We start from the raw sequence: 20,054 nt of genomic DNA, 5'->3' as shown, positions 1-20,054 counted from the left end.
ATCAGCTCCTTTGGGCGACAGGATCAACGATTTTCCTGAATATCTGATGATCCTTCAGTGCGGCCCGGGCAATGCCGATCAGATCAGCCCGGCCTTCTTCCAGGAGTCTTTCCGCCTGTTCCCCTGTGGTGATGCCGCCAGCCAGCATCACCGGCAGCGCGGTGGCGGATTTGGCGGCCCGGGACAGTTCGGCGAAATATCCGGGTTCCGTGTGACCGGGACGGAAAAAGGCGCTCATTCCGCCGGAAATGCTGAACCCGTCCACACCGGCCTGCTGCAGCAGGGAAATCGCCCGGGGTACCTCTTCCACAGTGGCGCCGCCCGGCATGTAATCAGCGGCACCCAGGCGCAGGGTCACCACAAAGTCGGGGCCCACGGCCTGGCGTACTGCCCTGCACACTTCCTGCAGGTACCGGGTGCGGCCTTCCAGGGTGCTCCCGGTATATTCATCCGTGCGGTGGTTGGTGAGGGGAGAATAGAACTGGTCCAGCAGGTAGCCATGGGCAGCGTGGATCTCCACTCCGTCATAACCGGCCTCTTTGGCCCGCAGGGCAGCGTCCACGAAAGCCTGACGGATCCGGTCCAGGCCGTCCTGGTCCAGAGCTTCCGGCAGGTCCGGGCTGACGCCGCCTACCGCCGCCACTTTGCCCGGATTCTTTACGGCGCTGGGGCCCACCACCGGCAATCCGGTCACAGCCCTATGGGCCGCACTGCCCGCATGGCTCAGCTGGGCCAGAAACGGTACGCCGCAGGCATGGACAGCAGCGGTCAGTTCTTTCAGGGCGGCCATGTCGGCAGTCCCATCCATCCCGATCTGGTGGGGGCTGGCTTTGCCTTCCGGAGCCACATAGCAGTGTTCCTGGATCACCAGAGCAGGGCCGCCCTGGGCCATTTCCCGGTAATAGGCGATGAGGGCCGGGGTGATCCTGCCGTCAGCGGCCTTTTCCGTGGCCATGGGGGGCAGCACCAGGCGGTGCCGCAACGTCAGGGAACCCAGTTGCAGGGGTTTTTGTAAGAAATCGTACATAGTTCATGTTCCTTTCCAAGATAACTGTATATGATTATAAAACAGGTGGAACAGAAAGAAAAGAGGTAGGGGGCAAGTCGTTGTCCTTCCTGCGACGGCCGTGACGAACAGGAACAGCCTGGTCCCAGGGAGAAGGAAGGGGGACCGTCCGAATGGACGGTGGATAGGTTCGTACATCGACCATACGACTCTTTACTACCATTCTGGTGGTGGGTTCTTATATCTTCTTGTCGTTAGTCAGGTGTTCTAACCCCCTACCCGCTGAAGCGGGTCCTTTCCCCCTTTCAGGGGGACACAAAGTCGCGTAGGACACAAATCTTTTGTCCTTCCTGCCACGGCCGTGACGAAGAGGAACAGCCTAGTCCCGGGGAAAAGGGAAGGGGGACCGTGCGTAGCACGGTGGATGGGTTTTTACACCGACAGTACGAATTAATTATACCGTCTGTAAAAGGATCGGCCGATGTTCGAATCCCCTGCCGCATGGGGCCCTTTTTCCTCCTTATAAGACCCCGCTGCTGTCCGTCTTGGTAATGTACTGGGCCGGAATGGGACAGTCCAATCTGTAGAGGATAGTGATGGGCTGGCTGCCCCAGGCCTTGACCATTTGGGCCGGACCTAAAAAGGTATAATTCTGGGACCCTCCCTGGGGATCCTTTTTCTGCTCCCGTACAAACAGCAATACAATGGATCCGTTCTTGCGCTGGTTCAAATACCGCTGGCCTGTTTTGGATTCTGGTTTGGTGGCGTTCTGGCTTTGCCAGTGAAACAGATTTTTATTGATGGAATAATCTTCATACCGGGTGGATTCGGAAAATTCCTTTTCCGACTTGTTCAGGGTTACCAGAAACACGTCCGTATCCCGGGTTACCACCTGACTGTTTTTGGGATGCAGGTACTTAACCCCTTCCCGTACACTATTGGACTTTTCCAGACCCAGCGCTGCAAAAATCTGGTCCCGGGAATAATTGCAATAGACTTCCAGGGCACAGGGATAGGGGAGCCTGGCTTTTTGGGGCAGTACGTTGAACCGGCCAAACTGGAAATCCAATACTTCTTCCAATTCCCTGCGCAGCTCCGGCCGTTTTTGCCACAGGCTGATGGCTTCCCAGGGCTCTGTCAGGGACGCTTCCTGCCAATCTTTGCCCCACAGGGTAAACTGCCACATCCGCAGGTATTGTTTTTGAATTGGGTCCCATGCATGGGGCTTATCTCCCGTGGGCAGAACTTTTTGTAAAAAACGGAGCCATTGGGGAGAATCCATGCCCAGCAGCCGGGGCAGTGCCCGTTCCAGCAGGCTTTCTTCGTCCGTTCTTGCAAAATCGGCAATCACCCCTGCATTGGCGCACAGCCGTGCATACGTCCGCTTGCCATTGTAAAAGGCCTGGGGAGTTACCTTGGCAGCCTGGAAAAATTCACTGATTGTGGGTAGCCGATGTCCTGTGGTTTCATACAGTTCCTGGATACAATCCTGGTAAAACGCATTGCCTCGCAGCTGGGCGCGAATGGTATCCAGTACCCGTTTCTGGGCAATTTCTTCCAATTGGATGGAACAGCCTTTGGGCACGTGGGGGAAGCCCTGTTCAATTTCCCGTTTTACTGGCACATCGCTGCGGCCTACCAGAGCCTGGAAGCGGCTGGCAAAATCGTAATGGCGGTTGGCCTGAGCCACAAAGTCCAGTACGGTCAGGCAATCCTTCCCTTTATCCAGCCGCAACCCACGGCCCAACTGCTGCAAAAATACCGTCATACTGTTGGTGGGTCGCAGGAACAGCACGGTGTTGATACAGGGGATGTCCACCCCTTCGTTAAACAGATCCACTACGAACAGGAAGGTGACCGCGCCGCTTTCCAGCTTTTGGCGTGCGCTTTGCCGTTCTTCCTCACTGGAATCACTGTCCAGGGCCAGGGAGGGGATGCCCTTCCGGGTGAAATATTCCGCCATGAAATGAGCGTGTTTCTTGGAAACGCAAAACCCAACGCCTTTCACATCCCGCAAATCAGCGGTATAGTTATCCAGAGCCCGTAAAATGGCGTCTGCCCGCTTGCTGGCCGTATGGCTTTCCATGACGTACAGATTGGTCAGGGCCCCTACGTCGTAATGGCCGTTGGTCCAGTTTACATGGCGCAGGTCCACCGTATCTTCCACACCGAAATAATGGAAGGGACAGAGCAGACGCCGTTCAATGGCAGCCGGCAGCCGGATTTCGGCGGCAATGTGGTTGTCAAAAAAGCCCAGGATGCTCTTGCCGTCCATTCGCTCCGGAGTCGCCGTCAGGCCCAGTAAAATTTGGGGGGTAAAGGTATTCAGCAGCTTCTGGTAGGAAGGCGCTGCCGCATGGTGGAATTCATCCACAATGATCATGTCGTAGTACGCCGGATCCATTTTCTCCCACAGTTTCAGGCTGTTACAGGTCTGGATGGACATGAATACATGCTCCATGTGAGCGGGATGCCTGCCGCCAACTGCCAATTCTCCAAAAGAAGGATCCTTCAGCACCTGACGGAAGCAGGAAAGACTCTGCTCCAGGATTTCTTCCCGGTGGGCAAGGAAAAGCAGCCTGGCCCCTTGGGGACGGGTTTGCAGGAATCGCCGGTAATCAAAGGCTGAAAGGGCCGTTTTCCCAGTCCCCGTAGCCGCAACAATCAGATTCTTCCAGTGGTTCCGTTCCTTCCGCTCTACTTCCAATGCATCCAGAATCACCTGCTGGAACGGATAAGGGTGGATGGTAAAGGTATAGGGCAATGCCACCGTGCTTTTTGTGTCCCGGCCTCGTTCCTGGTCGATGGCCTTCTGCAGTGCCGGCAGATCTTCCTTATGGTAGGCCTGAAAATCTTCGGAATGCCAGTAGGTTTCAAAAGTGGCCCACATTTTATCCATAATCGCCGGCATATCCTGCTGGGTGACCTTCATGTTCCATTCCAGACCATCGGCAATGGCGGCATGGGACAGATTGGAAGAGCCCACGTAGGCAGTGGAATAGCCGCTGTTCCGGTGGAATAAATAGGCCTTGGCGTGGAGACGGGTTTCCTTTACGTTATAGGAGATCCGGATTTCCGTGTTGGGCAGTTCCGCCAGTTTGGCAATGGCTTTGGGGTCTGTGGCGCCCATATAGGTGGTAGTCAGGATTCGCAGATGGCCGCCCGCCTGGGTAAAGGTGCGCAGATAGGGAAGAATCAGGGACAACCCGGAATATCGAATGAACGATACCAGAAAATCAATCCGGTCGCTGGAAGCAATTTCCCGTTGCAGCTCCGTGACCAGGGATACATCCTTGTGGCTGTTGGTGAACAAAAACGAGTGAGAAAGAGAGGTCTGGGGTCGAGGACGGTGGGCTGGCTCCAGATGGTTCAACCGGTGCTGCAGTTCCAAAAGCAGGAAGTTGGGCAGGTTGATCTGGTTATCCGTTCCCATTTCCGGCAAGTGTGCTCGCAGTGTATCCACCAGGCCATTGGTCAGTGCCAGCTCCTGCTGCAGCAGGGTATCATCGTCCTGATCCGCCAGGTCCTTCAGGCAAACCTGCACCAAATGACGTACATATTCTGCCAGGTACTGTACCGCATCCTGGGGATCCATGGGGTCGCTGAGGGTATACCAAATTTTGTTTTCGGCAAATTCCTGCCTGAGCTGTTTGTCCAGGCGTTGTGAAACTACCTTTTCATAGAGCCCATCTTGTAGTTTGTCCATATCACGGCCTCCCTTTCGTACATAAGGGTATTATACCATGGAGACCATCAACGGGGGCTGAGGATAATATCCTTTAGTCCTTTCCACGACGGTCGTGACGAAGAGGAACAGCCCAGCCTTGGGGAAAAGGGAAGGGGGTAGGGAAACTAAGTAATTGTCCTTCCCTGAAAGGGAAGGGGGACCGTTGCGCGTCAGCGCAATGGTGGATAGGTTTTACACCGACCATACGAGGAACACCGTCTTTAAAAGGCAGAGAGGTGTGCGAACCCCCTACCCGCAAGCGGGCCCTTTCCCCCTTGCAGGGGGACACAAATTTTTCCCCTTTTCCCACAGGACTGGGAGACTGCTGACGGAAAGGAGGAAGAAGATAAAGAAAAACCGCAGGCCAGAGGTCTGCGGTTTTTGTATCTTCTTTCAAGGATAAACGATTCTCTTTTCCTTACTGCCAGCCGATCATCAGGGCCACGGCTACGGTGACCATCTGGGTCAGAAGCAGCAACAGGAACAGGGGCACGAACCATTTCCACCATTTCTCCACCTTGACTCCGGCAATCCCGGCGCATACCGGTGCCATGGCCGTGGGCCACAGGATGTTGGACAGCCCGTCACCGTATTGGAAGCACAGTACCGCCAGCTGACGAGGAATGTGAAGCAGATCGGACAGGGGTGCCATGATGGGCATGCTGACCACGGCCTGCCCAGATCCGGACGGAATCAGGAAGTTCAGCAGGGTCTGCACCAGCAGCATGCATTCGGCAGAAATCACTGTGGGGAAGGAGGCCAGGGGCAGGCTGAGCCCGTACACGAAGGTATCCATGATGTGCCCGTGCTGCATGACGATCAGGACGCCTCTGGCAATGCCGATCATCATGCAGGCCTCGGCGATGTCGGTGAAGTTCCGGCTCAGCTTCCGGGCGATTTCATTGGGGGTCCAGCCCATGATGAAGGCAAAAACAAGGCCCATAATCATGAACAGGGCACTGAGCTCGGTAAAATACCAGCCAAAGTTCTTGGTACCATACACCAGGACGATGATGCCGGCCAGCAGGACCAGCAGCACGGCTTTTTCCCGCACACCGAAGGGATGGCTGGCCACTTCCTCCTGGCTCATGCTGAATTCGGACGGGTCTCCATAAACCAGGCTTTTGGTGGGATCCTTTTCGATTTTCAGGGCGTAGCGGATGGTGTAGATGGAGGCCACCACAATCATGCAGATGTGGCAGAAAATCCGGAAGCCGGATCCGCTCATGATGGGCAGACCTGCGATGCTCTGGGCCATGCCTACGGTGAAGGGGTTCATGAAGGCCCCGGCGTAGCCCACCGCAGCAGCCAGGGAAACGATGGCCATACCCACGATGGCATCATAGCCCATGGCAATGGAAATGCCCACGAAAATGGGGATGAAGGGGAAGGTTTCTTCGAACACGCCGATGGTGGAGGAGGCGAAACCGATCAGGGTGATGAAAATGGGGATGATGGCCACTTTCGTTTTGCCCTTGAAAATCCGCAGCAGACCGGCTACCAGACCGTTGAAGGCGCCGGTGGCGATGATGAGGCCGATGAAAGCGTAGGCCACGAACACGAACATGGTCACGTTAGCGGCGTTACACAGACCTTCATAGATGCATTTGAACATTTCGAAGATACCCACTGGATGGGCGTCTACCAGATGGAAGGTACCGGCCACTACGATCTTCTGGCCGGTGGCATTGGTGACCCGGTCGAACTCCCCGGCGGGCAGGATCCAGGTCATGAGCGTACATAAAATGATGATACCAAACAGCAGGGCATAGATGTGTGGTAACGCAAATTTCTTCTTGCCGGTTTCTTCCGGCAGCACGGGAATCTTTTCTTCAGCCATGATGCTTCACCCCTTTTTTCTGGCTACGGCTGCCTTGAAGTCTTTCTGGACTTTTTCCCGGAAGGCAGCATCATTGAAAATCGCAAGTACTGTGTCGGCGATGACAGCGGCTCCGGCGGCCATCTGGTCCCGGGCGTGGTCCGTCAGCGTGGCATCCCGCAGTTCGGGTGTATGCAGGGAATAGGGTTCCTCGGTAATGCTGATGATGGGCTGGATGGTAGGGCAGCAGTAGCTCACATTGCCCACATCCGTAGAACCGCCGGCAGGAGCAGCCGGTTCGATGGGCTTGCCCAGTGCCTGGAATTCTTCCGTGATTTTGTCTTCCAGGGCCGGTACCCGGACCATGTCGTTGAAATCCGGGAAGCCCAGGGTGAATTTTTCGGTACATTCCAGGGCGATGGCGGCCCCTTTGGCGCAGCAGTGGACGATGTGATCCAGGTTTTCCAGTTCACCCATGGAGGGAGAGCGGAATTCCATGCGGAGCTTGGCGTAATCGGGGACCATGTTGGGCTGCTTACCCCCGTCCAGGATGATCTCGCTCATGATGGTACCGGGATGGAACCCGTCACGCCGGGCGTCCAGCAGGTCCATGAACTTGCGGGCTGCGGTGAGGGCGTTGTGGCCCAGCCAGGGGCTGCCAGCTGCGTGGGCACTCTTGCCGAAGAATTCCACAATGTAGCAGCGCAGGGCGGTGGCATCCATGTTGGTCTGGCTGTAGTGCCCGCTGCCGCTGTGCATCATGATGGCCAGGGAAAGGTTGTCGAAGATGCCGGCAGGAGCCATGTGGAGTTTGGCGCCTTCTTCTTCTTCTGCCGGTGTGCCGATCACTTCCAGAGTTCCGGAGAACAGGTCTTTCCGTCTGGCAAGAGCCAGAGCGGCCAGGACGGACAGGGGGCCGTGGAGGTTGTGTCCGCAGCCGTGGCCGATCTGGGGCAGGGCGTCATATTCCACCAGGATGGCGGCAGAAGGGCCCGGGCCGTTCTTCAGGGTGGCCCGGAAAGCGGTTCCGTATCCCAGTTCTTTTTCCATAAATGGATACTCCACTTCATAGCTGGCTTTCTTCAGGTCGTCGACGATGGCCCGGCTGGAAAGGACCTCCTTATACGCAGTTTCCGGGTGGTCGTACAGATACCGGACCAGACGGGATGCTTCCGGAAGTTCTTCCTGGATGGCCTGTAGGATTTCTTGATTCATGGTATGTGCCTCCCCTTTATAGAATTATTTTTATTGTACTGCAAAATCGGCTGCAACGTGACAAATTCATGTCATATACAGAGAATGGAGAGAAATATAATGGATAAATGTTACAAATGAAAACGACGTGGGAACCGAATGGTGGCTTGGAAAGAAGACCCTCACTGTTTTTATGTCCATAAAGCAGGACAGACAAAACGGTATGATAAAGACAGACTTTCCTCCTTTTTCCGCCGGACTAGGAGACTCCTCTTCGTTGTCTCCGTCGCGGGGACACAAAGCTTTGTCCTTCCCTGGAAGGGAAGGGGGACCGTCCGAATGGACGGTGGATAGGTTCGTACATCAACCATACGACTCTTTACTACCATTCTGGTGGTGGATTCATACCCCGACCCTGCGAGTAATATCGTCTTTAAAATTCAGAGAGGCGTGCGAACCCCCTACCCGCAAGCGGGTTCTTTCCTCCCTTTTCCACCGGACTGGGAGACTCCTCTTTGTCGTCTCCGTCGCATGGGGACACAAATCTTTTTGTGCTTTCCGTTAACTTGCCTTTTCCCTTTCTGCCGGTTGTGCTACAATGGACCGGTATGCAGGTCAGGTGACTTGACAATCTATGAAGGGGAGAGAAGATGCGATGGAATATACGGAAACGAAACAGCTGGAGGAGGCTGCGCTGGAGGAGGGGGCCCTGGAAGTCCACCGGCTTTCTTTTACGGAAGCGGTGATGCTGGTGGTGGGGGCCACCATTGGCTCAGGGGTGCTGGGCCTGGCGTATGCCAGCCGGAAGGCCGGGTGGCCGGTGCTTTTGACCTGGCTGCTGGTGGCCGGGTTCCTTTCGATTGCTTCCATGCTCTATGTGGCGGAAACGGCCCTGCGCACCCGGCAGCCTCTCCAGCTTTCCGGGCTGGCTGAAAAATATGTGGGGAAGGCAGGCTCCTGGCTGATTTTCTTTTCGGTGGGGGCCACCAGCTTTTGCAGCCTGATCGCCTACATCACCGGCTGCGGCAAGATCCTCAGTGCCTTTTTCGGGCTGCCTGTGCAGGAGGCCAGCCTGCTGTTTTCCATCGGGGCCACGGCTGTGGTCTGGCTGGGGCTGAAGGTCACCGGTACGGCGGAGAAGTTCCTGGGCCTGGGGATGATCCTGATGCTGCTGGTGCTGGTGGGGGCTTCTTTCCTGTGGGCCCGGGTCCCTGTGGAAGAGATCCTGTACGCCCACTGGACCTGGGGGATCCCGGTGTTCAACATTGCGGTGTTCTGTTATGCGGTGCAGTACATTGTGCCCGAACTGGCCCGGGGCTTCCGGGACCGTCCGGAAAAGCTGGTGCCGGCCATCCTGGGGGGTACGGGGATCTCGTTCCTGATCCTGGCCCTGGTGCCCCTGGCGGTGTTCCTGATGCTGCCGGGTTCGGAGATCACCCAGGTGGCTTCTCTTTCCTGGGGACGGGCCCTGGGGAATCCGCTGTTCTATCTGCTGGTGAACTTCTTTGCATTCTGTGCCATGCTCACTTCTTTCTGGGCCATTGCGGAAAGTTTCCTGACCAACTGCATCGAGCGGCTGGGGTTCCGGTCGGAACGGGATTTCCGCAGCCGGGCCCTGTGCCTGGCCTTCATCGTCCTTCCGCCCGTCTTCCTGGCCAGCAGCGGCCTGGTGGGCTTTGTCAGTGCCATTTTCAGTGCCGGGACCTTTGGGGGCATCATCATGTCGGTGCTGCCGGTATTCATGCTCCGGAATGCCCGGAAAAGGGGGGACCAGGCACCCTGCTGGCAGTGCGGATGGCTGGCCGCCCCCTGGATCCAGCATCTGGTGCTGGCGGTGTTCCTGGGGTCCGGTGTGTATGCGCTGCTGAGCATCGGGGGGATGCTGCCCGGGGGATGGTAAAAAACAGGGGGTGTGAAAAAATGCTTTTTCACACCCCGTCACTAGTCACTAGCCGAAGGAAGCCAGCTGACGCTAGCGAAATAAGGGCGCTGTGGATGATTTTTTCACAGCGCCTGTTTTTTGTATTCAGTTTCTGCTTTTTTCTCCGGCCAGTTCTCCAACCGTTTCTTCCTGCCCGTCTTCTTCGTCCCTGCCTACACAGTAGGAGGCGAAAAGGGAGCCGGAAACGTTATGCCATACGGAGAAGATGGCACCGGCAATGCCTCCCGCTGCGGTGAAATACATCAGCGCCAGCGTGGAAGCCAGACCGGAATTCTGCATGCCCACTTCGATGGTCATGGCCCGGCACTGGGCTTTGTCCAGGCCGAAACGGCGGGCGAAGAAACCGCCCAGCAGCATCCCGCACAGATTGTGCAGGATTACCACGCACAGGATCACCAGCCCATTATCCACAATGGCTCTGCCGGACATGGAGACCACACAGCCTACGGTAAGGATCACCACCAGGGCCGAGAGCATGGGCATCACCCGGATGACCCGGCTGACCTGGCGGGGGAAGAAGGAATTCATCCCGATGCCCAGGATCAGAGGCAGCAGCACCATCTTCACAATGGAAATCATCATGGCCACAAAATCGATATCCACCCAGGTGCCGGCAATGAGCCACACCAGGAAGGGGGTCACAAAGGGCGCCAGCAGGGTGTTCACCATGGTCATGGATACCGACAGGGCCACATCTGCATGGGCGATGTAGGAAATCACATTGGAAGCGGTTCCCCCGGGGCAGCAACCTACCAGTACCACGCCGATGGCGATGGCGGGAGGGAGCCGGAACAGGTGGATCAGTCCGAAGGCCACAGCCGGCATGATGGTGAACTGGAGCAGGGTCCCGATGGCCACGTTCCGGGGCTGCCGGAAGACATTCCGGAAATCAGCCGGTTTCAGGCTCATCCCCATGCCGAACATGATGATGCCCAGGAAGGTGGGGATCTGAGGGGCCAGGGGCTTCATGAGCCCCGGTTCCAGGATGCCCAGGAATCCGATGAGCACCACACCGATGGACATGTACCGGGTGCAGAAATGTACGATTTTGTCCACCATGGGATCAGCCCTCCAGCACCACGTTGTCGATTAGGCGGGTGGTGCCGAATTTCACCGCCACAGCCAGCAGCACACGGCTGGAAATGGGGCCGGTGACTTCCGTCAGGCCCGGCATCCCGTACAGTTCCACATAATCGATGTTGCTCATGGGTTCTGCCTTGATTTCTTCCGTGACCTGGTCCACCAGTTTCCGGGGATCCCGCTGGCCGGCGTCAAAGGATTCTCTGGCATGCTTCAGGCTCCGGGAAAGGACCAGAGCGGCCTTCCGTTCCTCCGGAGAGAGGTAGACGTTCCGGGAACTTTTGGCCAGCCCGTCGGCTTCCCGGACGATGGGCATGATACGCAGTTCCACATTCATGAACAGGTCTTCCACCATCCGGCGGAGGACTTCCGTCTGCTGGGCATCTTTCAACCCGAAATAGGCCCGGTCGGCCTGGGAAAGATTGAACAGCTTGGTACATACCGTGGCCACACCCCGGAAATGGATGGGGCGCGTGCGGCCGCAAAGAACCTTGGTGATATTGCCCGTCACTTCCACCCAGGTCATATCCTTGTGGGGATACATTTCAGCCGGCGAAGGGGCAAAGATGGCCGTGGCACCGGCAGCTTCCGCGACTTTTTCGTCGGCGGCCAGTTTCCGGGGATAGGCATCATAGTCTTCGTTGGGACCGAACTGGGTGGGATTTACAAAGTCGCTGACGATGACCACGTCATTCTCCCGGGCAGCGGCTTTGATCAGAGAGGCATGGCCTTCGTGGAGGGCACCCATGGTGGGCACCAGGCCGATGGTTTTGCCTTCTTTTTTGGCAGTGCGGACAAAGTCCTTCAGATCTTTAACGGTACGGAACAGTTGCATAACGACAACACCTTTCAGTGAAAGTCCTGGAACATCCAGTACCCATATGAGAGAGGGGCACCTTGCCGTCCCAGTCTTTCGATATATTGTAGGTTCCGAGTCCGAAGGGATCCAGACCATGGATGGCCATGGTCTGCGCGCGCAATCCAGCATCGGGAAACCGTTTTGGGATGGAACCCTAAATTTATCTCCTGCCAGAAGTTCCATCATTCGGGTTTTTATTATACTCAGATAGAGGTATTTGTCAAGACAATGGAATAAAAGTTAACCCAAATCCTCTCCGGATCCGCCATACCCTATTATCCGCCCTTTTAAGGGGGACCAGCCGAATGGCACCCACGCCATCACAATATCCGCCCTTTTCAAGGGCGGGGGACCAGCCGAATGGCTGGTGGTGGGTTCTGACATCGACCGTCCGAGTAACACCGTCTTTAAAAGACAGAGAGGCATGCGAACCACCTACCCGCTGAAGCGGGTCCTTTCCCCCTTTTCTGCCGGACTGGGAGACTCCTCTTCGTCGTCTCTGTCGCGGGGGACACAAGGATTTGTCCTTCCCTGCGACGGCCGTGACGAGAAGGAACAGCCTAGTCCCGGGGAAAAGGGAAGGGGGACCAGCCGCATGGCTGGTGGATAGGTTCGTACACCGACCCTGCGACCGGCCCCGTCTCTGCCCGGGGTGGATTCCCTGTTACCATTAGAAAAACCGCAGGCCGATAGCCTGCGGTTTCTGTGCTCGAAACGATCACCTGTTTTGTTATGATTCTTCCATTTCAGCCAGGGTCCTGATTTCGTCGGCGGAGAGACCAAGTCCATCGGCAATCTCCTGAATGCTTTTCCCCCGTGCCAGCATCCGTTTGACAAAGACCGCCTGCCCTTTGGCCATTCCCTGGGCCATTCCCTGGGCCATCCCTTTGGCCATTCCTTCGGCCATCCCCTTGGCCATCCCCTTGGCCATCCCCTCTGCTGCTGCTTCTTCCTGGCGTCTTCTGATTTCGTCACTTAGGATCATATATTCTCGCCTCACTTTTTCCAGGCTCTTCACAAACTGCACTTCCTGATCCAGGCTCCGGACGAATTCACCCTCTGCTGCCTTGCCGTCCACATAGCGGAGAAAGGCAGCAATTTCCGGATCCCGGGCATTTTCGCTGCCCTTGCTGTTCAGGAACAATCGAGTTTCTCCGTCTTTTAATTTTATCGTGTTTTCTTCTTCACAGCAATGGGTAAAAGTGTACATGGGCAGATTTCTGCCGAAGGGGTCGAAGGTACAGATGAAGATGATGTAGGAGGCGTTCAGATTTTCGTATTTTTCTCCTTTTTCCAGCAGCTCCATATCAATCATGGACTGGTAAAAACGACTCCGTTTGGCCAGTCCTTTTTGAGGGAATTGGGTACACTGCATCTCGATATCGTATACTCGGCCCTGTTCATCTCTCACATAGACATCCAGCCGGATTCCTTTGCTGGCAAGGCCCAGGTTAATGGTTTTTTCGAATTCCTGATAGTGGAGCTCCTTGACGGAAATCTGCAGGATTTTCTCGATCAGATGCTTGCACAGACGGGGATTTCGCAGGACACATTGGAACATGAAGTTATCCAGAAATGTTAATTCATCAAAAGATTTCAAATTTTCCATAGACAGTGCTCCTTCCGGTATTTTCTTGAGGATACTATACCATAAAAAGAAGAGGGGATAATCAGTGACCGTCATTAAGTGCAAAAAGACCGTCATAAACGGTAATCGGGGTGATGAAGGAATGCGTGTTTCTTGTCGTTTGTCAGGTGTGCGAACCCCCTACCCGCCAAGGCGGGCCCTTTCCCCCTTTCAGGGGGACACAAATCTTTGTCCTTCCCTGAAAGGGAAGGGGGACCGTTGCGCGTCAGCGCAATGGTGGATAGGTTTTTACACCGACCATACGACTCTTTACTACCATTCTGGTGGTGGGTTCTTATATCAATCATACTAGTAACACCGTCTTTAAAATTCAGAGAGGCGTGCGAACCCCCTACCCGCAAGCGGGCCCTTTCCCCCTTTTCCACGGGACTAGGAGACTCCTGCTCGTCGTCTCCGTCGCGGGGGACACAAGTAATTGTCCTTCCCTGAAAGGGAAGGGGGACCGTTGCGCGTCAGCGCAATGGTGGATAGGTTTTTACACCGACCATACGACTCTTTACTACCATTCTGGTGGTGGGTTCTTATATCAATCATACTAGTAACACCGTCTTTAAAATTCAGAGAGGCGTGCGAACCCCCTACCCGCAAGCGGGTCCTTTCCCCCTTTCAGGGGGACACAAAGCTTTATCCTTTTCCGCAGGACTGAGAGACTCCTCTTTGTCGTCTCCGTGGCGGGGGACATAAGTGTCATAAAAAAGGGTTGTAATTTTCCATATAATTATGATAAAATCTAAATCAATAATAATTCTTAAAAACAAGGAGGATGGACCTGATGAAAAAATGGACAATTGTGGGTCTCACCACACTTTTGACGCTGGCTGCTTCGGCCGCATTGGCATCGGTACCTCAGAAATCCCTGTACCTGGGCGGCATCGGAATTGGCAGTGAGGGATCGTATATCCGGCAGATATACGGTGCCCCTACAGAAACGGAACGGGAACATTCTGCTTCCCATCCGTCTGGATCGGTGGTGGAATACGAATATGGAGATGGGGTCTCCCTCCATCTGGCGGAAGGCGTTGTCTATCAGGTAGAAGTGTCTGCCAACAACGGCTGGGCAACTCCGGAAGGGATCCATGTGGGAATGGACGCTTCTCTCCTGGAGGGGACCTACGGAAAGCCGGACATGGTCCGTGGGGATAAATCCATCTACAGGGCGGAGGGTCTGCCCGGGGTGGGTCTGATCTTTGAAATCGAAAAGGGAAAAATCGACGAAATCGAAATCGGCCCCATCGAACCGTAACGAACCTTGTTTGGGCAAGGGGGTGTGAAAAATGCTTTTTCACACCTCGTCACTAGTCACTAGTCACCAGCCGATGGAAGCCAGCTGACGCTAGCGAAATAAAGGCGCTGTGGATGATTTTTTCACAGCGCCTTTATTTTTTTGAATGACTGGAAGAAAAAAGGGGAGAGGAGTACAATGGACGGAAAGGAGGAGAGCACATGAACAAGAAAAAACTGGCGCGGCGGGCCCTTTTGCTGGCGGCGGTTCTGGCCCTGGCCGGCTGGCCCGGGAGCCCGTTTCCCAAAAATTGCGCCGGAGCGGAACCGTCAGCCCGGGAAAGCGGTGCATGGCAGCATCCTTCCCCGGAAAAACCGGCCATGGCGGTCCATCCCATTGCCTTTACGGACCTGCGCCGCCGGTTGATGAGGGACTATGCCCGGATCCACTACGGACAGGAAATGGAAACCATCGTTCCCCGGGCCGTGGTGGTCCATTGGACGGCGTCCAGTTCACGGGATGGGGTGTACCGGTACTTTTATCCTGAGGAGAATCCCCAGCTTCGGAACGGCACCCTGAACGTGGCTTCCCATTATCTGGTGGATCGGGACGGGACCATCTGGCAGCTGACTCCGGAAACGGCCTTGAACCGCCATGCCATCGGGCTGAACTGGTGCTCCATCGGCATCGAGAACGTGGGAGGGGTGGAGGGCCGGGAAGATCTGACCCGGGCCCAACTGGAAGCCAATGTGAAACTGATCCGGTATCTCCGGGGAAAATATCCCACCATCCAGTGGGTGCTGGGACACTACCAGCAGAATCAGGCCCGGCATACGCCCCTGTGGAAGGAAAACATCCCCGGTTATTATCACGGCAAAACCGATCCGGGGCCCCGTTTCATGAAGGGCCTGAAGGACCAGCTTGCCAGAGAAGGAGTGAAGTTCTTTTGAAACCAGTCAACAAGGGAATCGGTCTGTTGCTGGCCGGATTGCTGCTTATGCCCGGGTGGAGCCTTCCCCGGACCGTTTCGGCCAGTACCCCGGCTGCAGCTTCTGCCCGAACGGCTCTGAGCCCCCGGATGCAGGAAATCGGGAAGATCATCCAGGGGGCCGGCCCCTTCCAGATCTATTTCACCAATCTGTCCACCAACCAGAGCATCTACCGGGGCAGCGAGACCATGCCCGCCGCCAGCATGATCAAAGTCTTCATCCTGGCCAAAGCGTATGAGGATATCCAAAGCGGCAGTCTGCGCCGGAATGAAACGTTCACCCTCACTCCGGACAATGTGGTGGGAGGAGCCGGCATCCTCCAGGGCCGGGGGTACGGAACCCGGGTGTCCCTTCAGGAGGCCATGGACCTGATGATCACGGAAAGCGACAACACGGCTGCCAACCTGCTCATCGACCGGCTGGGCATGGACCGGATCAATTCCTACATGCAGAGCCACGGGTACACCCACAGCGTCCTGCGTCGGAAAATGATGGATACGGAGGCCATGAGAGAAGGACGGGAAAACATGACCAGCACCCGGGATATAGCGCTGCTGTTCAAGCGGTTGTACCGGGGACAATGTGTGGGTCCGGCTCAGGACCGGGAAATGCTGGAGATTTACAAACGCCAGACTGACAACGACAGCATCCCCGGAGCGCTGCCCAAGGGGACGGTGGTGGCCCACAAAACCGGAGAGGTCAGCGACTTCCGCCACGATGGAGGGATCGTCTACACGCCCAAAGGGGATTATGTGCTGGTGATTTTCACCGGGAACTACACCCCTTACGAAACCATGGCTGATTTGTCAGAGCAGATTTATCAGGCGATGGTGGAGTAAAAGAAGAGGGTGTTGCACAGGACGTGCAACACCCTCCTTTTTATTTTCACATGCCCTCTTTTACCTTACATTTCCTGTGCCGGCACCTCTTCTTCCATGCCCGGATATTCGTTCATGGCATCGATCCGTTCCCGGTATTCGGCATCGGTGGCGTACCGTTTGTTCTTCATGCGGCCGATGACCAGGAAGGGTACGATGATGATGGCGATGGCCAGGTAGCCGCAGTAGCCATAGCCGTATTTGATGATGTTGGTGAGGCCTGCCATGGATACGGTCATGGACAGGCAGATGATGAACAGGGTGACAATGGCGCTGCGGATCACGGCGTTTCGGGTGACTTTCTTCAGGGCGCTCATTTCAGAGAACCGGGCAGTGAATCCGAACACGGTGGTCACACCGGTGGAGATCAGGCAGAGCATCAGGGTTACGGTGTAGAGGATGGTCAGCCAGGGCATGCCCATGGCTTTCAGGCTCATCAGGGTGGGCAGGGGAGTCTTTCCGTAGATGCCGGTCCAGCCCATGAGCATGCACACGGCCATGGTCAGGGCGGTGGCGTTCATGAAGAAGGAGAACCACATGCTGGTGGCGCAGTTCTTCCGGGTGACCAGGGGAGCGCCCACTACGACCATGGTGGGGATGACCACACACTGGAAACCGGAGTAGGTGAAGGCGTGTAAAATGGCGGTGGGCAGTTTGCTGAAGCCATTGGCGGCAAAGTCGGCCGCCAGGGCGTCGGCGATGAAATGGGTGCCGGGAACCTGCCCTCCCATGGCGATGCCCACGGAGAAGATGGTGATGGCCATGGCCAGGATGGCGATGCCCATGTAGGTGGTGGCCCGGCGTACCAGCCCGGCTCCGAAGATGGTCAGGAAGAAGATCACGGCGCCTACCACACCGATGCCTGTGGTGTAGGCCATGCCGGTCTGGGCAGCCAGGGCGGAGGCAGCGCCGGAGATGGTGGCGGACACGGCCATGAGCACCATGATGTAAAAGAAAGCTTCAAATAAATATTCCAGGCCCCGCACCGGTCTGTACAGGTTCTGGAACAGCTGTTTGTAGCTGGTCAGGTGGCGGCTGTTGTACATGTTCATGGCCTCTTTGATGGTGAGGGTGAACAGGAGCATGGTGAAGATGGCGGTGATGGGCCCCAGCCAGCCCAGGCTGATGAAGTACACGTTTTCCTGGTTGCCGGTGGCAAAGCCGCCGCCGGCGTGGGAGCTGAACAGTACAGCGCCTACGGAGAAGCACATGGATAAGGTGGCGCCCTTGATGGCAGTGGATTGGATGGTCATTGGATATTCCTCCTTACAAGATAGAAAGTGTCCAGAGAAACGAAAACGCCCTTCGTCTCTCCGCATGGCTGCTAAGAGACGAAAGGCGAACTGACCTTCCGCGGTACCACTCTGTTTCGTCCGATGGACGCGCTCTCGGCTGCGGCCTGTGGCGACAGCCATGCTCTGTAACGGGAGTGCCCGTAGGGGACTACTTGTTTTTCGTCCCATCCGCTCGGCAATCAGTTCGGTCTGGATCGGGCGCTGCCTTGCACCGGGCGGCAGCTCTCTGGAGCCTTCTTCCAAACGTACTATTTTGCGTCATAGCGTTTTGGCGTTTTTGTTTGATGGATAGAAGGATACCATAGTGGACAAACCGTGTCAATAGGGTTACGGAAAAATTTTTATAATGGGATGAAAAAATAGAAAATGTTATTCTGTCAGCGAGGAGTGGTCAGAAGTTGACGGGAAAAGGAGAAACTGGCGGGAGAAACCAAAGTTAGCCTTGACAAATCTTTGAAACCGTCTATAATGAAAACCACCAGATACCCATACGAGGTATAGGGTTTCTGAGCAAGGAGGCAATTTTATGGTAAAAATGATTGTTGGTGTCGAAGGCATGGCCTGCGGCATGTGCGAAAGCCATATCAATTCTGCCATCCGGAACGCCTTCCGGGTGGATTCGGTTTCTTCGTCCCGCAGCAAAAAGGAAACGGATATCATTGCGGACGAACCCCTGGATGAAAACCAGGTCCGCAAGGTCATTGACAATACGGGCTATCAGATGACCAGCTTCCGGGTGGAACCCTATGAAAAGAAGAAGGGGTTCTTTGCCCGCCTGTTCGGTTGACATCATGGGACGCAGGGAAAGAACCTTTGCCGGCACGCTGCCGGGTACAGGCCGCAGTCTGCTGCAGATGCCTTCCACCTATGTGGTGGTGGATCTGGAGACCACGGGTCTGGATCCGGTACGGGACCAGATTATCGAAATCGGGGCCCTGGAAGTTATAGACGGCAAACCGGGTGCTGATTTCACCACCCTGGTGCAGCCGGTAACGGCACAGCCCGGCCAGTTCGTATCGCCCTTCATCACCCGGCTGACGGGGATCGGCAATGACCAGCTGCTGGAGGCTCCCCGGGCGGCGGAGGCTCTGGCTGCGCTGGGCCGGTTCCTGGGGGACCGGATCGTTCTGGGATACAATGTGGGGTTCGACATGGGGTTCCTGCAGCAGGGATTCCGGAAGGAACTCCACCGGGCCCTTCCCAACGACTGGGTGGATGTGCTGCCCATGGCCCAGACCCTGTTCCCCCTGTGGGAGCACCACCGGCTGAACAACCTGGCAGCCTGGTACCACGTGGAAAATCCCCGGGCCCATCGGGCCCTGAGCGATGTGCTGACCACTGACGCCTGCTACCGGAAGGTGGCAGGGGACGGAGTGGCCAGGTTCGGCAGCGCCGGGGCGTTCCTGGAGGCCATCCGGAAGAAACTGAACCCGGAGGAAGGGGAGCAGCTGAGTTTGTGGTAGTTGTCCTTCCCTGCGACGGCTGTGACGAGAAGGAACAGCCTAGTCCCGGGGAAAAGGGAAGGGGGACCGTCCGTATGGACGGTGGATGGGTTTTTACGTCGTACATTTGATGTAAAAACCCCCTACCCGCAAGCGGGTCCTTTCCCCCTTTCAGGGGGACACAGATTTAAAGGAGGAAGCCAGATGGCTCCCTCCTTTAATTTTATTGTGATTTGTGGTAAAATTCTGTCGTAGTTTGTGTGAAGGAGGGACTTTGTGTCTACCTGCGGTATCTTATTCGACTTTGACGGGACGCTGGCCAATACCACGCCCCTGATCCTGGCCACATTCCACAAGACCCTGGGTCATTTCGCCCCGGATAAGACCTTCTCGGACCAGGACATCATCAATACCTTCGGCCTGCCCCTGCGCCAGGGACTGGCAGAACTGACGGGCCAGTACCAGGAAGATGCCATCGACGAAATGACGGAATATTACCGCCATTTCAATTTCGCCTGGCATGACCGGATGATCCGTCCTTTTCCCGGGGTGAAGGAGGGGCTTGCGGCTCTTTCTGATGCCCATGTGCCCATGGTGATCGTCACCAGCAAGTTCCGCCAGAGCTGCCTGCGGGGCCTTCGCTGCCTGGGGCTGGCGGATTATATCCACGGCATCGTCGGCTGCCAGGAATGCACGGCCCACAAGCCGGATCCGGAACCCATGGAAAAGGGCCTGGCGCTTTTGGGGGTGCCGGCGGACCGGTGCCTGTGCGTGGGGGACAGCCCCTACGACCTGATGAGCGGCGAGCAGGCCGGGTGCAGGACGGTGAAGGTGAACTGGACGTCGTTCACCCCATCGTTCTTCGACCGATTCGTCCAGCCGGATTACACCATCGATACCCTGGGGGACCTCCTTCCCCTGGTCAACCAAATGAAACAAAAGAGGTGATTGCA

15 protein-coding genes and 1 other annotated feature are annotated in these 20,054 nt (G+C 56.1%); of the genes, 7 read left to right on the top strand and 8 right to left on the bottom strand.

Annotation, left to right across the window (positions count from 1 at the left end; translation table 11 throughout):
* Position 1: 1 nt before the first annotated feature.
* The 4 genes from BQ5462_RS08330 to BQ5462_RS08315 all read right to left on the bottom strand — a co-directional run bounded on the left by BQ5462_RS08330 (position 2) and on the right by BQ5462_RS08315 (position 7,767).
* Positions 2-1,027 (bottom strand): NADH:flavin oxidoreductase, encoded by a 1,026-nt coding sequence (locus BQ5462_RS08330; protein WP_071142870.1) that lies wholly within the window; start codon positions 1,025-1,027, stop codon positions 2-4.
* Between the two features lie 499 nt (positions 1,028-1,526).
* Positions 1,527-4,712: a DEAD/DEAH box helicase gene (locus BQ5462_RS08325; protein WP_071142869.1), complete on the bottom strand. Its 3,186-nt coding sequence runs from the start codon at positions 4,710-4,712 to the stop codon at positions 1,527-1,529.
* Positions 4,713-5,151: 439 nt separating this feature from the next.
* Positions 5,152-6,573 carry a YfcC family protein gene (locus BQ5462_RS08320; RefSeq protein ID WP_071142868.1) on the bottom strand — a complete coding sequence of 474 codons (1,422 nt, stop codon included), beginning with the start codon at positions 6,571-6,573 and terminating at the stop codon, positions 5,152-5,154.
* Between the two features lie 6 nt (positions 6,574-6,579).
* A complete protein-coding gene (locus BQ5462_RS08315; RefSeq protein ID WP_071142867.1) occupies positions 6,580-7,767 on the bottom strand; it encodes an amidohydrolase in 1,188 nt (395 codons plus the stop codon).
* A gap of 634 nt (positions 7,768-8,401) precedes the next feature.
* Between BQ5462_RS08315 and BQ5462_RS08310 the strand changes: the two genes are divergently transcribed.
* Positions 8,402-9,646: an aromatic amino acid transport family protein gene (locus tag BQ5462_RS08310; RefSeq protein WP_076978300.1), complete on the top strand. Its 1,245-nt coding sequence runs from the start codon at positions 8,402-8,404 to the stop codon at positions 9,644-9,646.
* Positions 9,647-9,772: 126 nt separating this feature from the next.
* Here the strand turns inward: BQ5462_RS08310 and BQ5462_RS08305 are convergent, their stop codons facing one another.
* From BQ5462_RS08305 to BQ5462_RS08295, 3 genes are all read right to left on the bottom strand, one after another.
* Positions 9,773-10,747, bottom strand: coding sequence for a bile acid:sodium symporter family protein (locus BQ5462_RS08305; protein ID WP_071142866.1), 975 nt, complete (start codon positions 10,745-10,747; stop codon positions 9,773-9,775).
* Positions 10,748-10,751: 4 nt separating this feature from the next.
* A complete protein-coding gene (gene panC / locus BQ5462_RS08300) occupies positions 10,752-11,603 on the bottom strand; it encodes a pantoate--beta-alanine ligase (protein ID WP_071142865.1) in 852 nt (283 codons plus the stop codon).
* 754 nt (positions 11,604-12,357) lie between these two features.
* A complete protein-coding gene (locus BQ5462_RS08295; protein WP_071142864.1) occupies positions 12,358-13,236 on the bottom strand; it encodes an Rpn family recombination-promoting nuclease/putative transposase in 879 nt (292 codons plus the stop codon).
* Positions 13,237-14,047: 811 nt separating this feature from the next.
* Between BQ5462_RS08295 and BQ5462_RS08290 the strand changes: the two genes are divergently transcribed.
* From BQ5462_RS08290 to BQ5462_RS08280, 3 genes are all read left to right on the top strand, one after another.
* Positions 14,048-14,518, top strand: a complete 471-nt coding sequence (locus BQ5462_RS08290) for a hypothetical protein (RefSeq protein ID WP_083378120.1) — start codon at positions 14,048-14,050, stop codon at positions 14,516-14,518.
* A 200-nt stretch (positions 14,519-14,718) separates the two neighbouring features.
* Positions 14,719-15,447: an N-acetylmuramoyl-L-alanine amidase gene (locus BQ5462_RS08285; protein WP_083378119.1), complete on the top strand. Its 729-nt coding sequence runs from the start codon at positions 14,719-14,721 to the stop codon at positions 15,445-15,447.
* Positions 15,444-16,325, top strand: a complete 882-nt coding sequence (locus tag BQ5462_RS08280) for a serine hydrolase (protein ID WP_205407948.1) — start codon at positions 15,444-15,446, stop codon at positions 16,323-16,325. The genes BQ5462_RS08285 and BQ5462_RS08280 overlap by 4 nt, the downstream gene beginning before the upstream one ends.
* A 65-nt stretch (positions 16,326-16,390) precedes the next feature.
* On the opposite strand, the gene BQ5462_RS08275 is transcribed toward BQ5462_RS08280, so the two are convergent.
* On the bottom strand, positions 16,391-17,617 hold the full coding sequence (locus BQ5462_RS08275) for a YkvI family membrane protein (RefSeq protein ID WP_071142862.1): 1,227 nt from the start codon (positions 17,615-17,617) through the stop codon (positions 16,391-16,393).
* Positions 17,618-17,688: 71 nt separating this feature from the next.
* Positions 17,689-17,930, bottom strand: a binding site (T-box leader).
* 255 nt (positions 17,931-18,185) lie between these two features.
* Between BQ5462_RS08275 and BQ5462_RS08270 the strand changes: the two genes are divergently transcribed.
* From BQ5462_RS08270 to BQ5462_RS08260, 3 genes are all read left to right on the top strand, one after another.
* The gene (locus BQ5462_RS08270) at positions 18,186-18,446 is read left to right on the top strand and encodes a cation transporter (protein WP_071142861.1); all 261 of its coding nucleotides are present in this window, start codon (positions 18,186-18,188) and stop codon (positions 18,444-18,446) included.
* The gene (locus tag BQ5462_RS08265) at positions 18,427-19,122 is read left to right on the top strand and encodes a 3'-5' exonuclease (protein ID WP_159429683.1); all 696 of its coding nucleotides are present in this window, start codon (positions 18,427-18,429) and stop codon (positions 19,120-19,122) included. Before BQ5462_RS08270 ends, BQ5462_RS08265 begins: the two co-directional genes overlap by 20 nt.
* A gap of 255 nt (positions 19,123-19,377) precedes the next feature.
* Complete coding sequence (locus BQ5462_RS08260) at positions 19,378-20,049, top strand: HAD-IA family hydrolase (RefSeq protein ID WP_071142859.1); 672 nt, start codon at positions 19,378-19,380, stop codon at positions 20,047-20,049.
* Positions 20,050-20,054: the final 5 nt, after the last annotated feature.

Source organism: Acidaminococcus timonensis, from assembly GCF_900106585.1.
GTDB lineage: Bacteria > Bacillota > Negativicutes > Acidaminococcales > Acidaminococcaceae > Acidaminococcus > Acidaminococcus timonensis.
The sequence above is the reverse complement of the archived record's forward strand: the minus strand, read 5'-3'. Positions and strand labels throughout refer to the sequence as shown.